Origin of the sequence: Methanoculleus sp. UBA430 (genome assembly GCF_002506585.1) — an archaeon.
Lineage (GTDB): Archaea > Halobacteriota > Methanomicrobia > Methanomicrobiales > Methanoculleaceae > Methanoculleus.
In genome coordinates this window covers 294,038-315,878 of the sequence record NZ_DAXW01000016.1, presented here as the reverse complement: position 1 = coordinate 315,878, position 21,841 = coordinate 294,038, and the positions used below count along the sequence as shown (strand labels likewise).

The 21,841-nt window shown below is 64.4% G+C and carries 21 protein-coding genes; 11 read left to right on the top strand and 10 right to left on the bottom strand.

What is annotated here, in order from left to right; all coding sequences use genetic code 11:
- Window positions 1–2: 2 nt before the first annotated feature.
- The gene (locus tag BRA49_RS13335; protein WP_292386615.1) at window positions 3–866 is read right to left on the bottom strand and encodes a HEAT repeat domain-containing protein; all 864 of its coding nucleotides are present in this window, start codon (window positions 864–866) and stop codon (window positions 3–5) included.
- Window positions 867–1,034: 168 nt separating this feature from the next.
- On the opposite strand from BRA49_RS13335, the gene BRA49_RS13330 reads away from it, so the two are divergent.
- Window positions 1,035–3,482, top strand: a complete 2,448-nt coding sequence (locus BRA49_RS13330) for a heavy metal translocating P-type ATPase (RefSeq protein ID WP_292386614.1) — start codon at window positions 1,035–1,037, stop codon at window positions 3,480–3,482.
- Window positions 3,483–3,487: 5 nt separating this feature from the next.
- Window positions 3,488–3,637 carry a YHS domain-containing protein gene (locus BRA49_RS13325; protein ID WP_292386613.1) on the top strand — a complete coding sequence of 50 codons (150 nt, stop codon included), beginning with the start codon at window positions 3,488–3,490 and terminating at the stop codon, window positions 3,635–3,637.
- A 166-nt stretch (window positions 3,638–3,803) separates the two neighbouring features.
- Here BRA49_RS13325 and BRA49_RS13320 read toward each other — a convergent pair whose 3' ends face one another.
- The 3 genes from BRA49_RS13320 to BRA49_RS13310 form a co-directional block, all read right to left on the bottom strand.
- The gene (locus tag BRA49_RS13320) at window positions 3,804–4,757 is read right to left on the bottom strand and encodes an HD domain-containing protein (RefSeq protein WP_292386612.1); all 954 of its coding nucleotides are present in this window, start codon (window positions 4,755–4,757) and stop codon (window positions 3,804–3,806) included.
- 86 nt (window positions 4,758–4,843) lie between these two features.
- Complete coding sequence (locus tag BRA49_RS13315; protein ID WP_292386611.1) at window positions 4,844–5,557, bottom strand: dolichyl-phosphate beta-glucosyltransferase; 714 nt, start codon at window positions 5,555–5,557, stop codon at window positions 4,844–4,846.
- Window positions 5,551–6,066 carry a DJ-1/PfpI/YhbO family deglycase/protease gene (locus tag BRA49_RS13310; RefSeq protein ID WP_292386610.1) on the bottom strand — a complete coding sequence of 172 codons (516 nt, stop codon included), beginning with the start codon at window positions 6,064–6,066 and terminating at the stop codon, window positions 5,551–5,553. Before BRA49_RS13310 ends, BRA49_RS13315 begins: the two co-directional genes overlap by 7 nt.
- Window positions 6,067–6,495: 429 nt before the next feature.
- On the opposite strand from BRA49_RS13310, the gene BRA49_RS13305 reads away from it, so the two are divergent.
- A complete protein-coding gene (locus BRA49_RS13305; protein WP_292386609.1) occupies window positions 6,496–9,066 on the top strand; it encodes an SdrD B-like domain-containing protein in 2,571 nt (856 codons plus the stop codon).
- 227 nt (window positions 9,067–9,293) lie between these two features.
- Window positions 9,294–9,776, top strand: a complete 483-nt coding sequence (locus BRA49_RS13300) for an SdrD B-like domain-containing protein (RefSeq protein WP_292386608.1) — start codon at window positions 9,294–9,296, stop codon at window positions 9,774–9,776.
- Window positions 9,777–9,794: 18 nt separating this feature from the next.
- Here the strand turns inward: BRA49_RS13300 and BRA49_RS13295 are convergent, their stop codons facing one another.
- Window positions 9,795–10,028 (bottom strand): hypothetical protein, encoded by a 234-nt coding sequence (locus tag BRA49_RS13295; RefSeq protein ID WP_292386607.1) that lies wholly within the window; start codon window positions 10,026–10,028, stop codon window positions 9,795–9,797.
- A gap of 88 nt (window positions 10,029–10,116) precedes the next feature.
- On the opposite strand from BRA49_RS13295, the gene BRA49_RS13290 reads away from it, so the two are divergent.
- Window positions 10,117–11,763, top strand: a complete 1,647-nt coding sequence (locus BRA49_RS13290; protein ID WP_292386606.1) for an ATP-dependent DNA ligase — start codon at window positions 10,117–10,119, stop codon at window positions 11,761–11,763.
- Here the strand turns inward: BRA49_RS13290 and BRA49_RS13285 are convergent.
- Genes BRA49_RS13285 through BRA49_RS13275 form a run of 3 tightly spaced genes read right to left on the bottom strand, consistent with a single transcriptional unit; the run spans window position 11,760 to window position 14,652 of the window.
- Window positions 11,760–12,902, bottom strand: a complete 1,143-nt coding sequence (locus BRA49_RS13285; RefSeq protein ID WP_292386604.1) for a hypothetical protein — start codon at window positions 12,900–12,902, stop codon at window positions 11,760–11,762. The two genes, BRA49_RS13290 and BRA49_RS13285, sit on opposite strands and share 4 nt — an antisense overlap.
- 2 nt (window positions 12,903–12,904) lie before the next feature.
- Complete coding sequence (locus BRA49_RS13280; protein WP_292386603.1) at window positions 12,905–13,927, bottom strand: DUF2117 domain-containing protein; 1,023 nt, start codon at window positions 13,925–13,927, stop codon at window positions 12,905–12,907.
- Window positions 13,928–13,959: 32 nt separating this feature from the next.
- The gene (locus BRA49_RS13275) at window positions 13,960–14,652 is read right to left on the bottom strand and encodes a TIGR00266 family protein (RefSeq protein ID WP_292386602.1); all 693 of its coding nucleotides are present in this window, start codon (window positions 14,650–14,652) and stop codon (window positions 13,960–13,962) included.
- 172 nt (window positions 14,653–14,824) lie between these two features.
- Between BRA49_RS13275 and BRA49_RS13270 the strand changes: the two genes are divergently transcribed.
- The gene (locus BRA49_RS13270; RefSeq protein WP_292386601.1) at window positions 14,825–15,106 is read left to right on the top strand and encodes an HNH endonuclease; all 282 of its coding nucleotides are present in this window, start codon (window positions 14,825–14,827) and stop codon (window positions 15,104–15,106) included.
- 23 nt (window positions 15,107–15,129) lie between these two features.
- A complete protein-coding gene (locus BRA49_RS13265) occupies window positions 15,130–15,399 on the top strand; it encodes a hypothetical protein (RefSeq protein WP_292386600.1) in 270 nt (89 codons plus the stop codon).
- On the opposite strand, the gene BRA49_RS13260 is transcribed toward BRA49_RS13265, so the two are convergent.
- Window positions 15,350–17,197, bottom strand: a complete 1,848-nt coding sequence (locus BRA49_RS13260; protein ID WP_292386599.1) for a YgiQ family radical SAM protein — start codon at window positions 17,195–17,197, stop codon at window positions 15,350–15,352. The genes BRA49_RS13265 and BRA49_RS13260 overlap by 50 nt on opposite strands.
- On the bottom strand, window positions 17,194–17,643 hold the full coding sequence (locus BRA49_RS13255) for a PPC domain-containing DNA-binding protein (RefSeq protein WP_292386598.1): 450 nt from the start codon (window positions 17,641–17,643) through the stop codon (window positions 17,194–17,196). The genes BRA49_RS13260 and BRA49_RS13255 overlap by 4 nt, the downstream gene beginning before the upstream one ends.
- A gap of 41 nt (window positions 17,644–17,684) precedes the next feature.
- Here BRA49_RS13255 and BRA49_RS13250 point away from each other — a divergent pair, with 41 nt between their 5' ends.
- From BRA49_RS13250 to BRA49_RS13235, 4 genes are all read left to right on the top strand, one after another.
- The gene (locus BRA49_RS13250) at window positions 17,685–18,899 is read left to right on the top strand and encodes an acyltransferase (protein ID WP_292386597.1); all 1,215 of its coding nucleotides are present in this window, start codon (window positions 17,685–17,687) and stop codon (window positions 18,897–18,899) included.
- A 155-nt stretch (window positions 18,900–19,054) separates the two neighbouring features.
- Window positions 19,055–20,290 carry a hypothetical protein gene (locus BRA49_RS13245; protein ID WP_292386596.1) on the top strand — a complete coding sequence of 412 codons (1,236 nt, stop codon included), beginning with the start codon at window positions 19,055–19,057 and terminating at the stop codon, window positions 20,288–20,290.
- A 23-nt stretch (window positions 20,291–20,313) separates the two neighbouring features.
- Complete coding sequence (locus tag BRA49_RS13240; RefSeq protein WP_292386595.1) at window positions 20,314–20,925, top strand: hypothetical protein; 612 nt, start codon at window positions 20,314–20,316, stop codon at window positions 20,923–20,925.
- Window positions 20,926–21,005: 80 nt separating this feature from the next.
- Window positions 21,006–21,836, top strand: coding sequence for a hypothetical protein (locus tag BRA49_RS13235; RefSeq protein ID WP_292386594.1), 831 nt, complete (start codon window positions 21,006–21,008; stop codon window positions 21,834–21,836).
- The last annotated feature ends 5 nt before the right edge of the window (window positions 21,837–21,841 follow it).

The following is a 21,841-nucleotide window of genomic DNA, read 5'->3' as shown; positions in this document are numbered from 1 at the left end:
CATCAGCGGGACGATGGCATGATACGCGTCGCCGAACCCCGCCTCTCGCGGTATCGTGCCATCCCGTCCCCGGCGGCCCTCCGGACGGCGGGGTCACTGTCGTTGAGCGCCCGGCCGAGGGCTCCTTCCGCCCGCGGATCGGCAATCTCGCCGAGGATGACGGCGGCATAGGCCCGACGCAGTCCCCGCCCGGGAAGAGCACCCTCCGGTACGACGCCGGCCCTTCTCGCGCCGGGGAAGAGCCTTTCGTGCTCCCTCGCGTCCGCCGGCCCACCGAGGAGGTCGTGCTGGGCGAGTTCCCGGTGCCGGAGGCTCTTCCTCGTTCCGACATCACCCGGGCCGCCGAGGAGGTCGTGCTGGGTGATCTCCCTCTCGGTATCACGGGACGCTCCTGCCCCCGCCTCCCGGATATCCGCCGGGCCGCCGAGCGCATCGTGCTGTCTGATGCCCCCGGCGTGCCGGAGCCTCCTCTTTGCGGCCGGTATGTCCGCGGGCCCCCCGAGGAGGTCGACCTGGGTAAGACCCTCCTCAGGCGCTTCCCGCGGCATCCCGTACACTGCCGCAGCTTCGGGATGGTCGAGGAGATCGAGCAGCGGATCAACCGCCGGCGTCCCGACCATCACAAGCGCGTTCGCCGCCCCCTCCCGGACGTCCTGCGCCGGATCAGCGAGCGCCCGGATGAGAGGGTCCACAGCCCTCCATTCGCCCAGCGCGCCGAGGGCAAGGGCGGCATCGCGGCGGACGGCAGGATCGCCAGTCTGCAGTGCTTCGGTCAGGCCGTTGATATCTCGCCCCGACGACATGCGTTCAAGATCATATCGCTTCTCCTCCCGTGACTCTCCTATCGGAAGATCCCTTCTCTGCATCTCAATCACCTCTGGATAGGGGGATAATAACCGGTTTTTAATATAATAATGTTATGTATAAAAATTAGCCGGGACTGAAGCAGTGATTCGGTCCCTTTTGTGAGCGGCTGCGCGGAGACCGGTGAGGAGGGGTGCAGGTATTTATTCCCGCGCGCTGAGGTGAATAACATGCCGGAGGAGAAACGGAAGGCAGAACTGAAGATCTCCGGGATGCACTGCGCGTCCTGCGCCCTCAACATCGAGAAGGCCCTCCACGACCGGGACGACGTCTATGATGCCCGGGTCAACCTCGCGGCCGAGACGGCCACCGTCGAGTACGATCCAGCGAAGACCAGCCTCGCGGATCTCGAACGGACGGTCACCGACGCAGGCTACGGGGTTGTACGGAACGAGGTCACTGTCAGGGTTGGCGGGATGGTCTGCGCCTCCTGCGCCCAGGTGATCGAGGCCTCGCTCAACGACCTTGAGGGGGTTTACGAGGCCCGGGTCAACCTCGCGACCGAGAACGTACGTATCGTCTACAACCCTGCACTCGTCACGGCCCCTGATTTCCGGGCCGCCGTTGAGGATGCCGGCTACCAGTACCTGGGGCTCGATGAGGAGATCTCCGAGGACGTCGAGGCCCGGATGCGGGAGGAGGACCTCCGGGACAAGTTCCGGCGGTTTGTCGTCGGGTTTGCGGTGAGCATCCCGCTCTTCTTCTACATGCTCTTCGGTATGCCGGGGGCGGCCGCCCTCCCGGTCCCGGTCAACCTCGTCATGCTCGTCATCACCCTCCCGGTCTTTTACTACGTCAGCGCCCCCATCTTCAAGGCGGCCGCCGCGGCGCTCCGGAACCGGGCACTGACGATGGACGTCATGTACGCGATGGGGATCGGTGTCGCCTACGGCGCAAGCCTCCTCGGCACCTTCAACATCGTCCTCACCCCGGCCTTCAACTTCTACGAGACCGCGGTGATGCTCGCCTCGTTCCTGACGCTCGGCCGCTACCTCGAAGCCCGGGCGAAGGGGAGGACATCGGATGCCATCAAGAGCCTGATCGGCCTCCGGCCCAGGACCGCGACGGTGATCCGGAGCGATCGCGAGGTCGAAGTCCCCATCGAGGACGTCGTCGTCGGCGACATCCTCCTGGTCCGGCCGGGGGAGAAGGTGCCGGTCGACGGGACGGTCGTGGGCGGCGAGAGTTCCGTCGATGAGTCGATGATCACCGGCGAACCCATCCCGGCCGACAAACGGGAGGGCGACGGGGTCGTCGGCGGCACCCTGAACGTGAACGGCGTCCTCCGGTTCCGGGCGGAGAAGATCGGGAAGGATATGGTTCTCTCGCAGATCATCAGGCTCGTCCGGGACGCCCAGGGCTCAAAGCCCCCGGTCGAGCGTATCGCCGACGTCGCGGTCTCCTACTTCATCCCGGCCGTCCTCGCGATCGCCACCGTCGCCTTCCTCGCCTGGTACCTGGTCCTCGACGCCACGCTCCTCTTTGCGCTGACGGTCCTGATCTCGATCCTGGTCGTCGCCTGCCCCTGTGCGCTCGGTCTCGCCACCCCGACCGCCGTGACCGTCGGGATCGGGAGGGGCGCCGAACTCGGGGTGCTGATCCGGAACGGCGAGGCGCTCGAGATCTCGGAGAAACTGACCGCGGTCGTCTTCGACAAGACCGGGACGCTCACCCGGGGGAAGCCCGACGTCACCGACGTCGTGCCGGCCGGGATCGGAGAGGACCGGCTTCTCGCGATCGCGGCGGCGGTCGAGCGTAACTCGCAGCACCCGCTCGCGGAGGCGGTCGTCCGGCGGGCGGAGAGCGCGGGCGTCACAATCCCGGCGTCGGAGCGGTTCACGACCTTCGGCGGGCGGGGCGTGAGCGCCGTGGTGGAGGGGGAAGAGGTCCTGATCGGGAACCGGCCCTTCCTCGACGAATACCATATCTCCGTTCCCCCTGATGCGGGGGGCCGGATCGCCGCCCTCCAGGACGAGGGGAAGACCGCAGTACTCGTCGCCGCCGGGGCCGGGTTCGCAGGCATCATTGCCATCGCCGATACCCTCAAACCGACGACGAAGGCGGCCATTGCGGACCTCAAAAGGATGGGCCTTGCCGTGACGATGATCACCGGCGACAACGAGCGGACGGCAAACGCCATCGCGAGGGAGGTCGGGATCGAGGACGTCCACGCCGGGGTGCTGCCGCAGGAGAAGGCCGAGGAGGTCCGCGCCCTCCAGGAGCAGGGGGCGGTCGTGGCGTTCGTCGGCGACGGTATCAACGACGCCCCGGCGCTCGCGCAGGCGGACGTCGGGATCGCGATCGGGAGCGGGACCGATGTCGCGATCGAGAGCGGCGATGTCGTCCTCATTCGCGACGACCTCGTCGATGCCGTCGCGGCCATAGAACTCTCCCGGAAGGTGATGAGCCGGATCAAGCAGAACCTCTTCTGGGCGTTCGCCTACAACTCGGCCCTCATCCCGCTTGCGGCAGGCGTGCTCCACCCAATCTTTGGCATCACCTTCCGGCCGGAGTTTGCGGCGCTCGCGATGGCCCTCTCGTCGGTGACGGTCGTCTCGCTCTCGCTGCTGCTCAAGACATATATACCTCCGGTGAAGAGAGGAATGATCGGAGGTTGATATCCGTGGCAATTGATCCGGTATGCAAGATGGACGTCAACGAGGCGACCGCGAAGTTCACGTCCGAGTATAAGGGCAAGACCTACTACTTCTGCGCCCCGGGGTGCAAGAAGCTCTTCGAGCGGGACCCCGAGGCTTACCTGAAGGGGGAGTAACCTCTTTTTTGCGGGGCGCTCCGGCTTCGCCGGTCGGGATCGGAAGGGCAATATATTCGAAAGATAATAGAGTATTTGCCGATCGAGACAATATATGAGTCGCTTTTTTGATATAGCAACCGGTGGTTTACGAGCCTCTCTCCGGATCTCGTTCGCGTGAGAATGGTCAAAACCGGTAGACCAGCTGCCGCGTCCGTGCCCCCTGCCGCTCCTCTCCCGGGCTGAGGCCGGCGACGTCGTCACAGACGCTCCGGAGGGTGGCGCTCGCGTTGTCGGCGAAGTGGACCGCCCAGGCCTCCGGGGTCCGGGGCTGGACCTCGCCGTGGGGGCCGTGATGCGCCATCAGGATATGGAGGATGTGGCTGAACCGTGCAGGGTCGACGCCTGCCGCGTGCCGGAGGAGGGCCGCGGCCCCGATCGCCGTGTGCCCGACGAGCGTATACTCCGGGAGCGCGACGAACGAGAAGCCCTGGCGGCGGAAACAGGGTGCCTTCCCGATGTCGTGGAGGAGGGAGCCGGCGAGGAGGACATCGGTGTCCATCTCCGCCCGGCAGACGGTGCCCGCGAGGTTCGCCGCAATCTCCGCGGTCTCGAGGGTGTGCTCCGCGAGGCCGCCGGTATACGCGTGGTGCCGGCGTTTGGCCGCGGGCGCTTCAAAAAATCCCGGGACGTCGTTCATGACCCGTGAGACGAGGGAGGCTATGCCGGGATCCTCGATTCCGGCGGCCATACGCCCGAGCCCCCGCCGGACGCCGTCGCTGTCGGCAGGTGCGTAGACAAACCAGGAGGGTTCAATGAGATCGCTCCGGATCGGATCCGTCAGATGGGCTATCCCGTCGTTCACGTTCACCTCGCAGGTGCCGTTGAACTCCTTCGCGTATCCCTGGATCCGGTAGACCTCGCCGACCCGGATGTTGTGGCAGAACTCCTCGATCTGCCGCATGTCGTGGTTGGACGTCCCCCAGACCTTGCAGGGCCCCCGGCCGGTCTTATCGGAGATGGAAAGCAGGATATACTTGCCGTCCCGCTTCTCCCGCAACTCCGCAGCATCCACGACAAACGGTGCGTCGACCTGCACTCCCCCGCTGATCCCCTCCACAAAGACCGTCTTCTCAAACACCGGATTTCACCGCTCTTGCAGAACCCTTCGGCCCAGAAAGGCTTAAAACCCGGCGATCTGTTCCGGGAGGAGCAGCGGGAGGCGAACTACCCGAACCGGAGCCGGATCATACCAAACAGCATCTCTTTTGCGTCCAGTGCCATTACCTTCGACTCCTCCCGGTTCTCCCAGGTGATCGGGACCTCTTCCACCCGGCAGCCGCGCCGTTGCAGCCGCCAGAGGAGTTCGACATCGAACTCGAACCCGGTCGACCGGATGGACGGCAGAACCGCGTCGAGCGCCTCCCTCCGGAAGGCCTTCGCGCCGCACTGGGTGTCCCGGTAATCGAGCCCAAAGAGCAGCCGGACCAGAAGGTTGAAGAGACGGCTCTCGACCTGGCGCCGGAAACCCTGCCGCACGGGGAGGACCGAGCCGGGGACCCAGCGCGAGCCGATGGCGCCGTCTACCGTTGTAAGGCGGTCAAAGAGGCGCTCCATCTCGGCAAGGGACGTCGAACCGTCGGCATCCATGTAGCCGATGTAGCGCGTGGCGGCCGCCTTCATGCCCTCGACAACCCCCCCTCCTTTGCCGAGGCGGTGCGGGAACGTCAGGCACCGGATCGTACGCGACGGGTGATCGGCCGCGAACGCATCGATGATAGCGGGGGTGGCATCGGTCCCGTCGCAGACAAATATCAGGGGGCCGGCAAAGCCGGAGATGTCGTCGAGGAGCGACCGGATCCGCCGCTCCTCGTTGTACGCGGGGATCACCAGAGTGCAGTCCGCCCGGCTCACCCCACCGCCGTGTGTATCGTTCAGCATTCGAGTTTCGATATGACGGTGTCGGCGAACTGTGCGGCAGCATGGGGGCCGTTCGCGGTCACGACCTGCATATCCGCAACAACCGGGATGCTGAGAAGGTTCGCGCCGGCCTTCTTCATCTCCGCGACCGCCGCCGGGCTCTGGTAGACCGTGGTCTGCCGCCCCGCGAGGATGCCCGCCCGCGCCAGGACGACCGGCGCGAGACAGATGGCGGCAACGACCTTGCCCTGCTCGAAGAATGCCCTGACCAGGGCCACAAGCCTCTCGCTCCCCCAGAGGTGGTCCTGGGATCCGGCGCCGCCCACCACGACGATCCCGTCATAGTTATCAGGATCGACGTCGTCAAACGTCATCGTCGCCTCCGCGGTGGCCCCGAGCATCCCCGTGCAGGTGCCGGCGATCGTAGAGGCGATATCGACGTCGATCCCGGCCTCCTCAAAGACCCTCTTCGGGGTCTCCAGTTCTTCGTCCCTGAACTGTTCCGGTGCAATTGCAAGCAAGAGTCTCATGCAGGTTTCCTACCAGATGTTTGTTCATAAGCGTATTGATGCTTTTGTGAAGTCGAGGAGATGCACCGGCAGGGCCGGACCGCCACAGGGTATGGGCACTGCCCTCTCCCCGGCGAACGAGAGAAATGGCAGCCATGGCAGCAGATACGCCCGGTCATGTGGAGAGGAAGGGACGTCTCGCTTCTGGTGCACCAGCTGCCCTCGAACCGCCGCCACGCGGGCACATTGAAACAATATTATTATAATAATGGCGCTATAGGGGTGCAGACCTCGTGATGCTGCGGGACCCGGGGACTCTGCAGGAGGCCCGGTTTTCACCGGATAAACCCGGATTTTATAGCGATACACCGTAAGGCCCCGGAAGGTGGGAGGGCAGTCTCCGGCACAGACCGCAGCATGTTCCCGGGTGGAGATGAGGAGAGGGAGACCATGCAACGTGGCACATATATCTGGATTATTCTGCTCTCGGCGCTCGCGTTCGTCGCATTTGCGGCAACAGGGGCAGGGGATAGCGCAGTTCTGTGGAACAAGACGTATGGGGGGCCGGATGCCGATGATGCGGCATACGCGATTGTTCCGATCCCGGGGGGGACCGGGTTCTTCCTCGCCGGGGAGACGGAATCGTCCGGCGAGGGGAAGGCGGACGCCTGGGTGGTCAGGCTGACGCTGGAGGGCACTGAGGAGTGGAACAGGACGTATGGCGGGAAGGAGACCGACGTCGCACGTTCCCTCATCCGGACCGACGACGGCAACCTCCTCTTCGCCGGGAACCTCACCCTCGTCACGAACGGGACGCGGGCGGATACCGATGCCTGGATTGTGAAGACCGATCCTGCGGGCGGCGAGATCTGGAACAGAACCTACGGCGGCCCGGACGTCAATGCCTCGGCGAACGCGGTGACCGGGACCGATGACGGCGGCTACCTCTTCGCCGGCTCCATCGCGCCCTGGGGTGAGAACGAGTCCGCCGCCTGGGTGGTCAGGCTGAACGGGACGGGTGAAGAAGTCTGGAACAGGACGTTCGGCGAAGCCGGGAATAACCGGGCGGACGCCGTCACCCGGCTTCCCGGCGGGGACTTCGTCGTTGCCGGCAGCACCGAGTCCTCGGGAGCGGGCATGGCCGACGTCTGGGTAGTAAGGCTGGACGAGTCGGGTGAAGAAGTCTGGAACAGGACGTTCGGCAGCCCCGACGACGATGCCGGCCGGGCGGTGATCACCACCTCGGACGGCAACCTGCTCGTCGCCGGGACGTTCACGGAGCGGCCTGACAACACAACGGTCGATACCGATGTGCTCCTCCTCAAACTCACCCCCGACGGGGAGGTCGTCTGGAACTGGATCTACGGCGACTTCGGCGTGAACGAGTCGGCCGAAACGGTCATCGAGACCGCAGACGGCGGTTATCTCGTCGCAGGGGAGACAGGGTTCCCCGGCGTGGATGACACCGATGCCTGGCTGGTCGCGACCGACGCCGAAGGTGCGGTGGCCTGGAGCAGGACATTCGGGGGTGAAAATCCCGGCGACCGGGCCACCTCCATCCTCGAGATCGCACCGGGAGAGTACGTCTTCGCCGGAACCCTCAACACCACACAGAGGGGAGGGGCGGTGAATACAGACGCCTGGACGGTGAGACTGGGAACGCCCCCGGAGCCGACACCGACCGAAACGCCGACGCCCGGACCCACGGCAACCCCCATAAAGCCCCCGAAGGCGCCCATCGTGCCCCAGAAGGCGCCGGTGACGACGCCGGGTGATGATAGAGACGATGACGACGGGCATGTGATTCCGACGCCGACGGGGACAAGCACCGGGACCCCGATACCGACCGGAACCGTGACTCCGAGGCCTACGCACAACGGGGATGACGATGACGATGACAATGGGGACGATGATGAGAATGTGACCCCGATGCCGACCGGAGATCTGGCCCCAACGCCTACGGAAAACGGGGATGATAATGGAGATGACAACGGCGATGACAACGGCGATGACAATGGAGACGACAACGGGAATGACAACCTGAACGCGACCGCATTAGCGGGAACGGTCTGGTACGACCTGAACGCGGACGGCGTCCTCGACACCGGCGAACCGGGCATCCCCGGCATCGGCGTACGGCTGATCGGTGAGCGGACCATGCTCGACCATGTCGTCACCGACCCGGACGGGTCATACCGGTTCGAGAACATCTCCCCGGGGCGCTACAGGGGTGCCGAATTCCTGATGCCGGACGGCTATTCCTGCACCGTCTCCGGTCAGGGCAGCGATGCGAGCCCCATAGATGCAACCGTGGCGTTCGCCGAAGACGGGACCGGACGACAGACCCTGAACGCGGGCTTCATCGGCAATCACCACCCGGCGACTCCGGCAGAGACCTACGGGTGGATACTCGGGACAACCTGGAGCGACGGTGACGGAGATGGGCTCAAGGACGAGGGCCACGGCCTGACGGATGTCGAGATCCGCCTCCTGGATGCGAGCGGGAACCAGGTGGCATCGGCCCGCACGGGCCATCATGACTGGTACTCCTCCCTGTACCTCTTCGGCCCCCTCCTGCCCGGGAAGTACTCGCTGGTGTTCACCCCGCCGGACGACTACACGTTCACGACTGCCGGCGGAGACAGTTCTGCCGACCCCACGACCGGCTCGACAGGTCCCTTCACCGTTGCCGGGGGCGATGTCGTCACCAGGGACGCGGGGCTGGTCCTCTCTATCACCCCATCATCGACGGCTGGAGCGGGTGGCGCGGATGGCCCGGAGGATGGAGGCGCCGGTGCCGTGGAGAACGTGACGGACGGCGGTTCTGGCCTCCCGGAGAACGAGAGTGCTGCCGGTGAGGAGGAAGGTATGGCGAAGAACGGAACGGACGAAGTTCTGTCGGCGCCGGTCGTGAACGAGACCCCACCTGTGACGCTGCCCCCGGAGGACGCGGTACCTGAGGGTGTTGCGCGCGATCCTCCTGCCCCGGAGCCGGCAGGGGCTCTCTCTCCCCCTGCGTAGTCTAACCCGGTGTGGCCGGGTATCTTCACTTTTAACCGTGAATGGAGTGACATTGCCGCTCAGAAGATGGCATCACCGGCCGGGATTTAATTAATAATATTATTATATTATAAGCCCCATCATAGGTCGAACCCCGGCGGACAGGGGATCGGGAAAAACCCATTCAGTCCCGGGGGTTACACCACCCGGATCGCTCTTGCCAGCGCCCGGAAGATGAGGTGAACCGAATGAGAGCAATCAGCGTTCTTACAGTCATCATAATAGCAGCACTGGTCTTTGGTACGATTGCAAGCGCGGCGGCCGCAGTTCCGCCGGAACCGGGTCTCGGGCGGACCGCCGGCACGATCGGCGGGACCATCTTTCTCGACGCCGACGCCGACGGCGTCCAGACCGCCGGCGAGTGGGGCATGAGCGGCGTTGCCGTCAACCTCCTCGACGGTGCGGGCGAGAAGGTCGCGACGGCAGAGACCTTCTCCCACGCCTGCGAGGGTCTCTACCTCTTTAGCGGCGTTGCCCCGGGAAACTACACCGTCGAGGTCGTCTGCCCTGAAGGGTATGCCTTCACCGCCGTCGGGAACGATACAACCGGAGCGACGGCGAGCACCGTCGACCCGGCGAACGGGACGGTCGAGATTGCCCTGACGGAGAGCCTGATCGAGGAGTCGGACCTCGTCGTCAGGGACGCGGGGCTTGTTGCCGCCGGAGCCTGACGGCGGCCCATCACTTTTTTACTGATGCTTCTGGACATGCTGCCGGAACATCGTGCCGGGCCGGTAGCGGTCGGCGATCTCGAGCGCCGTCGCCCGCAGGGCCGCGTGCTCGGTGATGCAGGCCTCCGGGGGAGCCGCTTTCCGGAGGATCTGGGAGGTGTTCTCGGTGATCTGAATGAGTTCGGTCGCGATCAGGCTGTTGAGCCAGATGAGGTCGCGGAGCATCTCTTTGAGTTCTTCGTCCTGGTTCATGGATGAGGGTTGGCGGTACTCCCACTTCAACCGTGCCGAAGGGAAGACTTGATTCCTCCCGGCGGGAAACACTCTAGGAGATATGGGTATGCAATTTCTGGAGTTCGCCGAGGTCTGCGAGCGCCTTGAAGGGATACCGGGGCGTCTGGAGATGATCGAGCAGGTCGCCGCCGTCCTGCCCGGGCTCGACGACGACGAACTCCCCATCTTTGTCCGCTTCATCATGGGGAGGGTCTTCCCCGACTGGAGCACCAACAACCTCGGCGTGGGCCCGAACCTCCTCTACGACGCCGTGGCCTACGTCGTCGGGACGAAGAGGGAGACCGTCCGCGAGGCGATCAACGCAACCGGCGACGCGGGCCTTGCCGTCGAGCGCCTCCTCGCGAAGAAGGAGCAGACCTCGTTCTTCATCGAGGCTCTCGACCTCGTCGATGTCTACCGGGAGTTCGAGCGGATGGCAGCCGCCGGAGGACAGCGGTCCCAGCGAGAAAAACTCCGGGTGGCGCAGGGGCTCTTCGGAAACGTCCGCCCGCTTGAAGGCCGCTACCTCGCGAGGCTGATGCTTGAGGAGCTCCGCATCGGCATGGGCGAGGGGAACGTCCGCGACGCCGTCGCAAAGGCGTTCGCGGTCGACGTCCGCCTGGTCGAGCATGCCCACCAGGCGATGAACGATCTCGGTGAGGTCGCCCTCCTTGCCCGGCGCGACCCTGAAGCCCTCTCCCGCGTCACGATCGAGCCCTTCCGGCCGGTGAAGATGATGCTTGCCCAGGCGGGGACGATCGCCACGCAGCTTGAGGATCACGGCGAGGTGGCGGTGGAGTACAAGTACGACGGAAGCAGGTTCCAGTTCCACAAAGTCGGCGGCACCAGCCGGATCTACTCGCGGAAACTCGAGGAGGTCACGGGCAGCCTCCCCGACATCGCCCGGCTCCTCGTGGAGGCGACCGACCACGACGTCATCCTGGACGGAGAGGCGGTCGCCGTCAGGGACGGGAAGCCCATGCCGTTCCAGTACGTCATCCGGCGGTTCCGGCGCAAGCACGAGGTCGACGCGATGATGGAGCAGATCGAGCTTGTCCCGCGGGTCTTTGATATCCTCTATCTCGATGGCGAGTCGCTGATGGACCGACCCCTCTCTGAGCGGCGGAAGATCCTTGATGAGGTGCTTGGCGCACACGTCGCCCCGCAGTTCCGGGTCACCGAGGTTGCCGGGGCGGAGGCGATCTACGACGAGGCGCTCGGTCTCGGCCACGAGGGCGTGATGGTGAAGGTCCTCGATTCGCCCTACACCCCCGGCGTCCGGGGCCGCCTCTGGGTGAAGGTGAAGCCCGGTGTCGAGACGCTCGACCTCGTGGTCATCGGGGCCGAGTGGGGCGAGGGCCGGCGGGCCGGGACGTTCGGGTCGTTCCTCCTCGCGGTCCAGGACCAGGGCCGGCTTCTCTCCGTCGGGAAGGTGGCGACCGGGATCAACGACGAGACGCTGGCCGAGCTCTACGCCCTCTTCAAAGACCGGGTCATCGCCCGTTCGGGAAAAGAGGTCACGCTCGAGCCGGAGGTGGTCTTCGAGGTGGGCTACTCCGAGATCCAGGCGAGCCCGAACTACGAGAGCGGCTACGCGCTCCGGTTCCCGCGGTTCGTCCGGGTGCGTGAGGACAAGAGCGTCGACGAGGCCGAGAGCCTTGATTCCCTCATCGACCGCTACGCCCGGCAGAAGAACGGCCAGGGGTCTCTCTAAAAATCAAAAAGCGTCCTCTGCGTCGCAAGCTCCGGGATGAGCCTGCTGTGGGGGCGCCAGTGGGTGAACCCTATCAACCGGGAGGCGAGGTTCACCGCCTCCTCGAGGTTCGCGCACGTTCTCTTCTCGCCCCGCATTGCGTTCCGCGCCGCCTCCCGGATGACCCAGGTTCCGAGCGGCGCCCAGTACTCGCTCGTGACGTTCCTTACGACAAGCACCCGTGCCGAGCGCCGGACGCTCTCCAGGTATTCCGCGACCGCGAGGCGCGCCGAGTAGTAGGCCCCGGCTATCGGCGAGTAGCCGGACTTCGTCATGCCTTCGCCGTCGCGGGTGATCGATTCGTTCCCGCCGCCCCAGAGCGACTGCTTCCCCCAGACCTCGATCATCTCGTACTTCCAGTCGCCAGGGACGAGGATACAGACGATATGGTTCCCGTAGAGCGCGGCGGAGAAGACCTCTATCCCGCCGAGCGGAGGGTAGCGGGCGATCTTCTTCTTGAGCCTGGTCGAGACCGTGTCGTCGACCGCCGTGATCGCCCAGCGGGTGGGGACGACACGCCGTTTCTTGCCGAGGAGCCCGGCGGTCATGAGCTGGGTGATCCGGTAGACGTCGATGCCGGAGGCGTTGAGGATCTCGCAGGCGTCGGTCGCGCCGAGATCGGTGTCGGAGGTCGCCCGGTCGACCGCCCGCTCAACCCGGGCGTTCTCCAGGACGTCCATATCCCGGATGGCCCCGGTGAGCCCGACAGGGGCGATCGTCCCGTCGAACCGGAGGTCGAAGGCGACGGGCTTGACGAACCGGACTTCGACGTCGAGGGGCTTGCTCGAGAGCGCGATCTCCTGGATGCTTCCGGAGAGGTCCTTCGCTTCGCCGGCCCCGCGGATCGTCCGGGCCCGGAGCCCCACGATATCCTCGATGCCGAGCCCCCGGCTGACCCAGTCCGGCGGGTTGTCGGCGTCGTCGATCATCAGCGGCCCTCCCGCGACCTTCGGGTAGCCGTAGCTCCCCACAAAGACCGATGGTGCCGCTCCCTGGTAGTGGTCGCTCGGTCTGACCGGGAGGCGGGCGTAGAACCTGCTCATGATCGGACAGCGCTCAAGCCCGCAAAACCCCCTCCCCTTACACTCGGCGCACTGCATTCCTATTCTCCGCGAAGGTCGAGGACGACCCGCACCCTTCCCGTGAGGGTACGGAGGGTCTCCTCGACCCACTCCTCCCAGGTGTCTGCCAAAAGATCCCTCGTCGCCGCGATCTCCCGGCCGATATCATCGTCCCGGCCGTCGATGACCTCGACGACGACCGAGCCCGGCGCGAACCCGGGCGCCACGATGGCATCGGCGTCCCCGTCGACCACCCCGAAGACGGGGATCCCGGCGTGGGAGCAGATGTGGCCGCAGACGGCGGTGGTATCGTCCCCGACGGCGAGGACGCCGCAGACCCCGTCCCCGAGTTCATGATAGAGGGTGTGGCCGCAGTGGTCGATGACCGCGACCCTGCCCCCGCGGGGAGCCCGCCCTCCCTGCCGTGGAGGAGCCGTCCGCACCGGCCCGCTCTTGCACCAGGCCCCTGTGATCTCCGGGAGGCCCGCCCGGAGGAGTTTCTCAAACCCGTGGGGCTTTGCATCGAGGCCGGAGACGGCCCGGAAGCTCCCACCCTCGCTTGCGAGGACGACCGTCTCTTCTGTCGCCGTCCCGACGACGATCCCGTTCACGAAGACCGCCTCGCCCGGGATGCACCCACGGACCTCCCGGACGCCCTCCCGTCGGGTACGGTCGCCCGTTGCGTGGGTGAGAGCGTAGCCGGTCAGGTCCGCGATCTCGCGGGCAAGGCTCTCGTCGCCGCCATCCCAGCAGTAGACGGTCCCGCTCGAGGTCTCGACGTGGACGAGCCCCGCCGAGAGGCGGCCGGCGACAATCTCCCCGAAGATCCGGCCCGACTCCGGGGTCTTTCCCCGGTTGACGAGGCATGCCTGATCGGCGAGGGCGCCGAGGACCACGCTCGGCCGCTCGTCCGTGCAGGCCACCGGGAGGTCGGACTCCTCGGCGGCGGTCCGGGCCATCACCCCCGCGACGAGCACCCGCCGGGGGGAGAGGAGGCGGATCAGCCGATCCACATCCCCGGCATCGAATGCCTCCGGGCCGTGCACGACCATGACGAGGTTCATTACGTACTCTTCTGTCCTCGCCGACTATCAGGTTACCGTCCCGACGAGTTGCTCTGGATGGGGAGGTAGGGGATCAGCGAGGCGGCAAGTTTTGCGACGTCCATGGACTGCACGATGACCCGACCCGGCCCGGTCAGCGTCGTCAGGAAGAGTCCTTCGCCGCCGAAGAAGACGGTCTTCACGCCGCCGGCGAGCTGGATGCTGTAGTCGACGGTGCTCTCGAACCCGACGACGAGCCCCGTCTCCACCCTGACGACCTCGCCGGGCGCAAGCGTCATCTCCATGATGTCGCCGCAGCAGTGGAGGAACGCGGTCCCGCTGCCTGAGAGGCGCTGGAGAATGAACCCCTCGCCGCCGAAGGCGCCCGACCGGAGGCGCTTCGTGAACGCGATATCGAGGTCGATCCCCTGCTCGGAGCAGAGGAAGGCATCTTTCTGGGCGATGAACTCGTTCCCGGCAAGGTTGAGGGTGAAGATCTTGCCCGGGACGTTCCCGGCAAACGAGACGAAGCCCTCTCCTCCCTGCGGGGTGAACTCGGTCATGAAGAGCCCCTCGCCGGTCACCATCCTCTTCAACCCCTTGAAGAGCCCGCCCTTCATGTTGGTGGTCATCTGCATGTTCCCGCTCATGTTGACCATGGCGCCGGCCTCGGCGCAGATGCTCTCGCCGGGAGCGAGGCGCAGGGTCACCATCTGCAGGTTGTCTCCTGTGATCTCGTAGTGCATGCTGATGCATTTTCTGTCGACAAACAATAGGTTTTCTCTTTATTCTGCAGGAAACTTCCTCACTCCTGCGGTATCAGGCTCCGGCCCCCCGGTCTCACCGCTTGCCGGGCCCCTGCGGTCGGATTGGCGTGAAAAAGTATATTAATCAGGATAGGCATCTCTCCGTGTTGCTATGGAGCGTGGTGTACAGGTTGCAGAACCTTCCGGGGAAGCGGCTACCACGGAGGCGTATCTATCGGATGAGACCGTTCAGGCTATCCTCGATCGGCAGTGCCACCGGTGTGCTGGATGCAACGCCCCCCTCGCCGCCGGGTCGACGCATTTCGACCTCCGCGAGCCCGTGATCTGCGGCGGTCCTCTCGTGCCCGGGAACCTCGAGGCACTCTGTTCTTTCTGTCACCGGATCCGCATCCGCCGGATCCGGGAGCGATTTGCCGGCCATAGGAATAAGTAGTATCCGGCGCCAACCCTGCGATCATGACCTGCAGGCAGAGTCTGGCACGGGAGCGTGTGTGGCGGTCGACAGCCATGAGAGCGGCGAGCGGCATGGTGGAGAGGGTTACCCCGCCCGAACACCCGGTCTGGCATTCCTGCACGATGCAGACGCTTGAGTCCGTCACCACTCCGGGTACGATCCCGAACATCGCCGTCTCTCTCGCGGTGACGACCCTCGTCATCCCGCTGATCCCGAACCGGTTTATCGCGGCGGCCGCCGGGTTTGCCGTGGGTTCGGTCCTGCGCGGGTAGGCCTGCCGCCCTTGCCCCGTGCCGGGACGAGGCAGTTCCACGCGCTCCCGATGAGGTCCTCCCTCCCGGCCGCCCGGAGTCCCTCGCAGACGAGAGCGTGATTCGCCGGGTCCCGGTAGTGCATGAGCGCCCGCTGCACCCGCTTCTCCCGGCCCTTCGGGACGTAGACCTCCTCGAGGGTGAAGGGGTCGAGCCCGGTATGGTAGATGGTCGTCGATATGCTCATCGGCGTCGGGGTGAAGTCCTGGACCTGCTCGGTGTAGAGCCCGGTGTCCCGGACGTATTCGGCGAGCTCGACCATATCCTCCATCCGGCAGCCCGGGTGGCCGGACATGAGGTAGGGGACAAGGTACTGCCGCTTCTTCTTCCCGGCCTGGAGGGCCTCGAACCGTTCTCTGAAGGCATCGAAGGCCTCGCGGGGGGGTTTGCCCATAGAGGCGGTGACCCTCTCTGCGACGTGTTCGGGGGCGACCTTGAGGTGCCCGGAGACGTGGTGCTCGCAGACGAGGGGGAGGTATTCTTCCCCCGGGGGAATCAGGTCGTAGCGGATGCCCGATGCGATGAAGACCCGTTTCACCCCGGGAATCTCCGCAAGACGCCGGAGGAGGCGGAGCTGCTCCTCGTGGCTGCGGTCGAGGGCGGGGCAGTCGATGCAACGGCGGTCGGGGCAGGTGCCGGCGGTCTCCCACCGGCCGCAGTGGATGCCGTACATGTTGGCCGTCGGTCCGCCGACGTCCTGGACGACACCCGTAAACTCCGGCATCCTCGCCATCCGCTCCACCTCGCGGACGATGGAGTCGATGCTCCGGCTCTGGATGATCCGTCCCTGGTGGTGGGTGAGGGCGCAGAACGAGCAGGACCCAAAGCACCCCCTATGGCTGACGACCGAGAACCTCACCGGCTCGAGGGCCGGGATGGGTTCGGTGTAGGAGGGGTGGGCCCTCCGGGCGTAGGGGAGCTCATAGATCCGGTCGAGTTCCTCGCCCGAGAGCGGCATCGCCGGCGGGTTCTGGATGACGACGGTCTTTTGGTGCGGCTGCGCCACCGGCCGGCCCCGGATGGGGTCCTGCTCGTTGCAGTGGAGCGCGAAGGCCCGTGCGTAGGCATAGCGGTCCTCTTTCACCTCCGCGTAGCCGGGGAGGACGACGTATCCGGCCTGGTCCATGCTCCGCCAGGTCTTCAGGTCCATCCGGTAGGCGGTGCCGGGGATGTCGGTGAGGGCGCCCACCGGTTCTCCGGCGGCGAGCCGGTCGGCGATCGCGACCACCTGCCGCTCGCCCATCCCGAAGACCAGGAGGTCGGCGGGGGCGTCGGCCAGGATGGCCTGCCGGACCGAATCGGACCAGTAGTCGTAGTGGGCGAACCGCCGGAGGCTTGCCTCGATACCCCCGATGACGACCGGCGTCTTCGGGTAGAGGGCGTGGATGCGGTCGGTGTAGACGAGGGTCGCCCGGTCGGGCCGGAGGAGTTTCCCGCCCGGCGAGTAGACGTCTGAACTCCGGCGCTTCAGGTTCGGCGTGAAGGCGTTCACCATTGAATCGACGTTCCCGGACGAGACCGAGAAGAAGAGCCGGGGCTCCCCCAGGCGCCGGAGGTCATCGTTGCTCCGCCAGTCGGGCTGGGCGATGACCCCGACCGAGTAGCCGACGTCCCAGAGCACCCGCCCGAGCAGCGCCGTCCCGAAGGAGGGGTGGTCGACGTAGGCGTCGCCGGAGATGAGGATGATGTCGAACCGGTCGATGCCGAGCCGTTCCGCCTCCTCCATCGTCATGGGGAGGAACGCCGGCTGTTCCTTCATGGGAGTACCCGGTCAAAGACCGGCAGGTCGACGCCGGTCTTCTCGTCCGGGAGCCTCCGGGCGGAGATCCCGACGAACTCCGTGACGATTGCCTCGATCACCAGGTAGACCTCCGCCTTCTCGCGGAGGCACCCGGCGAGCGAGCGGATACCCCTCCCCGCCACGGCGTGGATGTGGAGGGACGGCCCCTCCACGCCGGGGTGGATCGTTGCAAAGCCGAGGAGCTCCCAGCCCCCGAAGATCTCCTCCCGTCGCGGCGTCGGCGGAATGACCATCTCCTTGGGCCCCGTCACCAGCGTCGCGTTCCGGGCGGCGCCGAGGAAGTGGATCATCCCGCTCTGGATGTTCATCGCCGCCACAAACCGCTCGATCTCCCTGATGAAGTCTTCCCCGTCGTCGATCCGGACGGTGAAGACCCTGCCGACCTGCCCTTCCGAGTACTGCATGGACTCACTCTCCTGATAGGTAGTGTCGCCGGAGATTATAAGTGCTTGACCGGTCGCCGGACGGGCGGGGGATTCATATATGCCGGCCTGCAATCCTGTTACTGCTTGCGCCCGCCTTCGGGCGGGCAGAGGGTGTGGTCCCGGTGGTCTGGTTTCGGGAGATAGAGTACATGCGGGGGTTTGCCGCTCTCGCCGTGATCGCCGTCCACGTCGCCATGAACTACACCCGCATCCCCGGCGTGAGCCTGCTCGCCCTCCTCGACGTCTTCGTCTACATCGCCGCCCACTTCGCGGTGCCGGTCTTCATCTTCATATCCGGGTGGGTGCTCGCGGCGCGATATGCTGGCGATCTCTCGATCCGGGGGTTCTACCGCCGCCGGGCGAAGACGATCCTCATCCCCTATATCTTCTTTTCAGGCCTCTACCTGATGGTGACGGTCGAAGGGACAATCGGGGTTGCCGGGGTGCCCTCCCCGGAGCGGGTGACGGAAGCCCTCCTCCTCGGGACAGCCGCCTACAACCTCTGGTTCTTTGCGCTGATCATCCAGCTCTACCTTCTCTTCCCGCTCGTCGCGAGAGGTTACGACTTCTTCGACCGGGCCGGGGCGGCGCTCTACCCCCTTCTTTCGCTCTTCTTCCTCCTGATCCTCTGGAACACGGGCGCCCATCTCATGGGAGCGTTTGCAGGCCCGGAGTGGTACACGGTGCTGATCCGCCTCTTTCCCTCGCACCTCTTCTACTTTGTAGCCGGGATCCACGTCGCCCGGCATACGGACCGGTTCCGGTCGGCGCTCAGGTCTTTACCCCCCGCAGGGATTCTCGTTGCGGCCGGAGGGGGTGCCCTCCTCGTCGGCGGCATATGGGTGGCGGCCGTCTACCTCTCCGGGAGCCTCGGCGGCATGTCCCTTGCAATCTTCTGCGTCTACCGGATCCTCGAACCCTTCTACTACGTCCCGGTCATCGCCGCGCTCGTCCTCGCGGCCTGGCGGCTGGAGGGGACCGGCCGGAGGTTCAGCGGCGCATCACGATCGTTCGGGGATCACTCCTACGGGATCTACCTCGTCCATCCGCTGGTCATCGCCGCCGGCGCGAGCCTCTGGTTCTCCCTCACGGGGCTCTCGTGGGCGGACTGGGAGACCTACCCGGTGCTCTTCGCGGCGGCGGTGCTGGTGAGTTATGCGGTGGTGCGGGCGGTGTCGAGGGTGCCGTACGCCGGGTATCTCATCGGGGAGTCGCGGGGGCGGCGGGGCTCCTGAGGGGTCTCCGGGTTCTCCTCCCGCTCAAGGCGCGCGCATGAGGGTTGCGTGGTCCGCTTGCCCTGTGTCCGGCTCGCCGGAGAGCATGCTACGGCGATGCGGAGCCTCTCACCATCCATAGCGAGACTGCGCTAATCGGTTCGCTCCACTTCAGGTTGACACCGGACCTGAACAATGACGACCTGGACGGGGACGGGCTGCCGGACATCTACGAGAACGGGTATCGCGACGGGTTCGGCAACTGGCATGCGCCTGACCCGTATGCGGTCGATACCGACGGGGACGGGCTTTCAGACGGCTACGAGGCTGGAGAACTGGTCACCGAAGGCGGGAAGACCTACTACAAGCAGCGGAGCGACCCGAACAAGGCGGACACGGACGGCGACGGCCTCGACGACTACCTGGAGGATGCGATCGAGAGCGACCCGCTCAACCCGGGCAGCGACGGCGACGGGCTTTCCGACGCCCTCGAATGGGAGATCGGCACCGATCTCTGGTCGGCCGACACCGACGGTGACGGCCACTCCGGCTACGAGGAGTGGTACGATCCCGACTACGACCCGCTGGTCTTCGAGGAGCGCTATGGCCCGCTGGAGATGGGCCGGGAGTTCCTCCTCGGCGCCGTCCTCGGCGAGTGGGGTGCCGACGACCATGCCAACATCTTCTACCTGGGCGGCTGGGTCGCGAGCGGCGTCATCGTCATCGGGGACCTCCGGGACATCGCCGCGACGATCTCGCGGGGCGACCTGGTCGGCACGGGGCTCAACCTCGCCGCGCTGATCCCGGGGTACGGGGATGCGGCGAAGGTCGCGGCCGTCGTCGGGAAGTTCGTCCTGAAGCACCCGGAGCTGCTGAAACCGGCTGTTCTCCTGCTGGCCGGGGTGACCCGGTACTCGGATGAAACGACTGAAGCGCTGAGCATCTTGAAGTACAGTTACGGCGACGAGGTCCTCGATGTGCTCAGGGCAAATGGAGCGACGGATTCGACGCTGGTCAGACTCTACGGTGAGAACGTCAACCTCTTCCGCGTCAGGCATATGCTCGAGAACGTCTGCGAAGGCGGGTGGACGCCGACGAAGAAGCTCACGGCTTCAGGGAATCTGGACAAACACTACACCGATCACGTGCTCGGTCAATTCGAATGGGGCGAGACCTTTACGAAATCGGTATACCTGCAGAAGGCTACTACCTTGAGCAACCGGAGAGACGGGACTGTCGAGTTGTATTACCAAGTGGGCTATGACACGCTGGTCGTTTATGACCGTAGTGCCAACGAGTTCGTGAGTATAACGAAGGATGGCCTGATCACGACCTTCTTCAAACCGGATGCTAGGCCTCTTACCCATTATGTGGATGTACGGATCACCGACAGATTGGTTAGGTTGAATTAGATTCGTGAGCGTGGTATGAGAGAATGGTAGATAACAAGCTCCTCAACAGGGTAATAAAAGGCCTGCTCAGCTATGAGAAAAGTATTGAAGAGACCGACGAACACTACGACGAGTTGAAAAGACTCGGGAGATACCCTGTCGATGCACCCTATGGGTTAAAACACTGTCTCCCTTTTTGGATGCAGTTGCTCGAAGAGGAAGGAGTCGACTGTGAGCGATTTCGCGCGGAATATGAGAGAATAACTAGAAAGCTAACCGCACTGGAAGAGAAAAAGGGGCAGGATTATCGCGAAAAGTTGTTTTCTCTGCTGAACGATGAGGTTTACTATTATCCCGTGACAATACGATATTTTGCCGATCAGGAGCCTTTTGAACTTGAAATCCCGAACGATTTTGCTACTCGCAGTTCTCTGGAGATATTACTGATCGAATTAGAACGGGACTATGATCTTACAGAAATTAAGGCAAAAATATCCGCCCTTGATGAAACTTTCAGGAGTAAATATCTGCAACATATCGATGAGATCATCAAATGCTGTGCTGATGCCGTCGACCCATATACTCCAGCTAACTTCTGGTGGGAGCACCCCCTGAAGTTCTTGAAAGAAAAACAGAAAATGCAGAATGACCCTTAGTTCCTTTTTAATGGTGCCAAGGAGACACTGATCCCGATTACGACCCGCTGGTCTACGAGGAGCGCTACGGCCCGCTGGAGATGGGCCGGGAGTTCCTCCTCGGCGCCGTCCTCGGTGAGTGGGGCGCCGACGACCACGACAACGTCTATTACCTGGCCGGCTGGGTCGCGAGCGGCGTCCTCGTCATCGGCGACCTCCGGGACATCGCCGCGACGATCTCGCGGGGCGATCTGGTCGGCACGGGGCTCAACCTTGCCGCGCTGATCCCGGGCTACGGGGATGCGGCGAAGGTCGCGGCCGTCGTCGGAAAGTTCGTCCTGAAGCACCCGGAGCTGCTGAAGCCGGCGATGGTGCTGCTGGTCGGGGTTGCGCCATATACGGATGAGGCCGCGGAAGCGATAAACGCTATTCGTAAAGCACACGGCGACGAGGTGATCGATCGGTTGCTAATAAACGGGATCACCGAGGATGAGCTGAAGGTGGTCGTGAGAAGCAACGGAAACCTGTTGCGGACGTTGGCAGTCGTCAAGCGGGCGGACGGGAAGGTCATCTGGCTGGAGGAGGGAAAGCTTGGTACGGCTGCAGGTGCGACATCGTGGGTTTACGATAAAGAAGGAGGCACAGGCTGGATCCATATTGTCAACAATCATATCATTAATCCGAACTCCGGAAATCAATTTCTACCACTGGGTGAACAGTACGTAAATAGAGATCTTATTAAAGATCTGATACTGGATTGTGCGAAGACAGGAACAATGGATCCGAGGAGTTCTATTCGATATTGGAAGAAGATCGATGAAGAGCACTTTTTACTAGTCGTGATTGGTGACAATGGGTATCTCCGTACGGCTTATCCACTGTCCGTTAGTAAGGGTAAGGTTCCACCACACATCCGGAGTCTGTTCAGTTAGTTGAC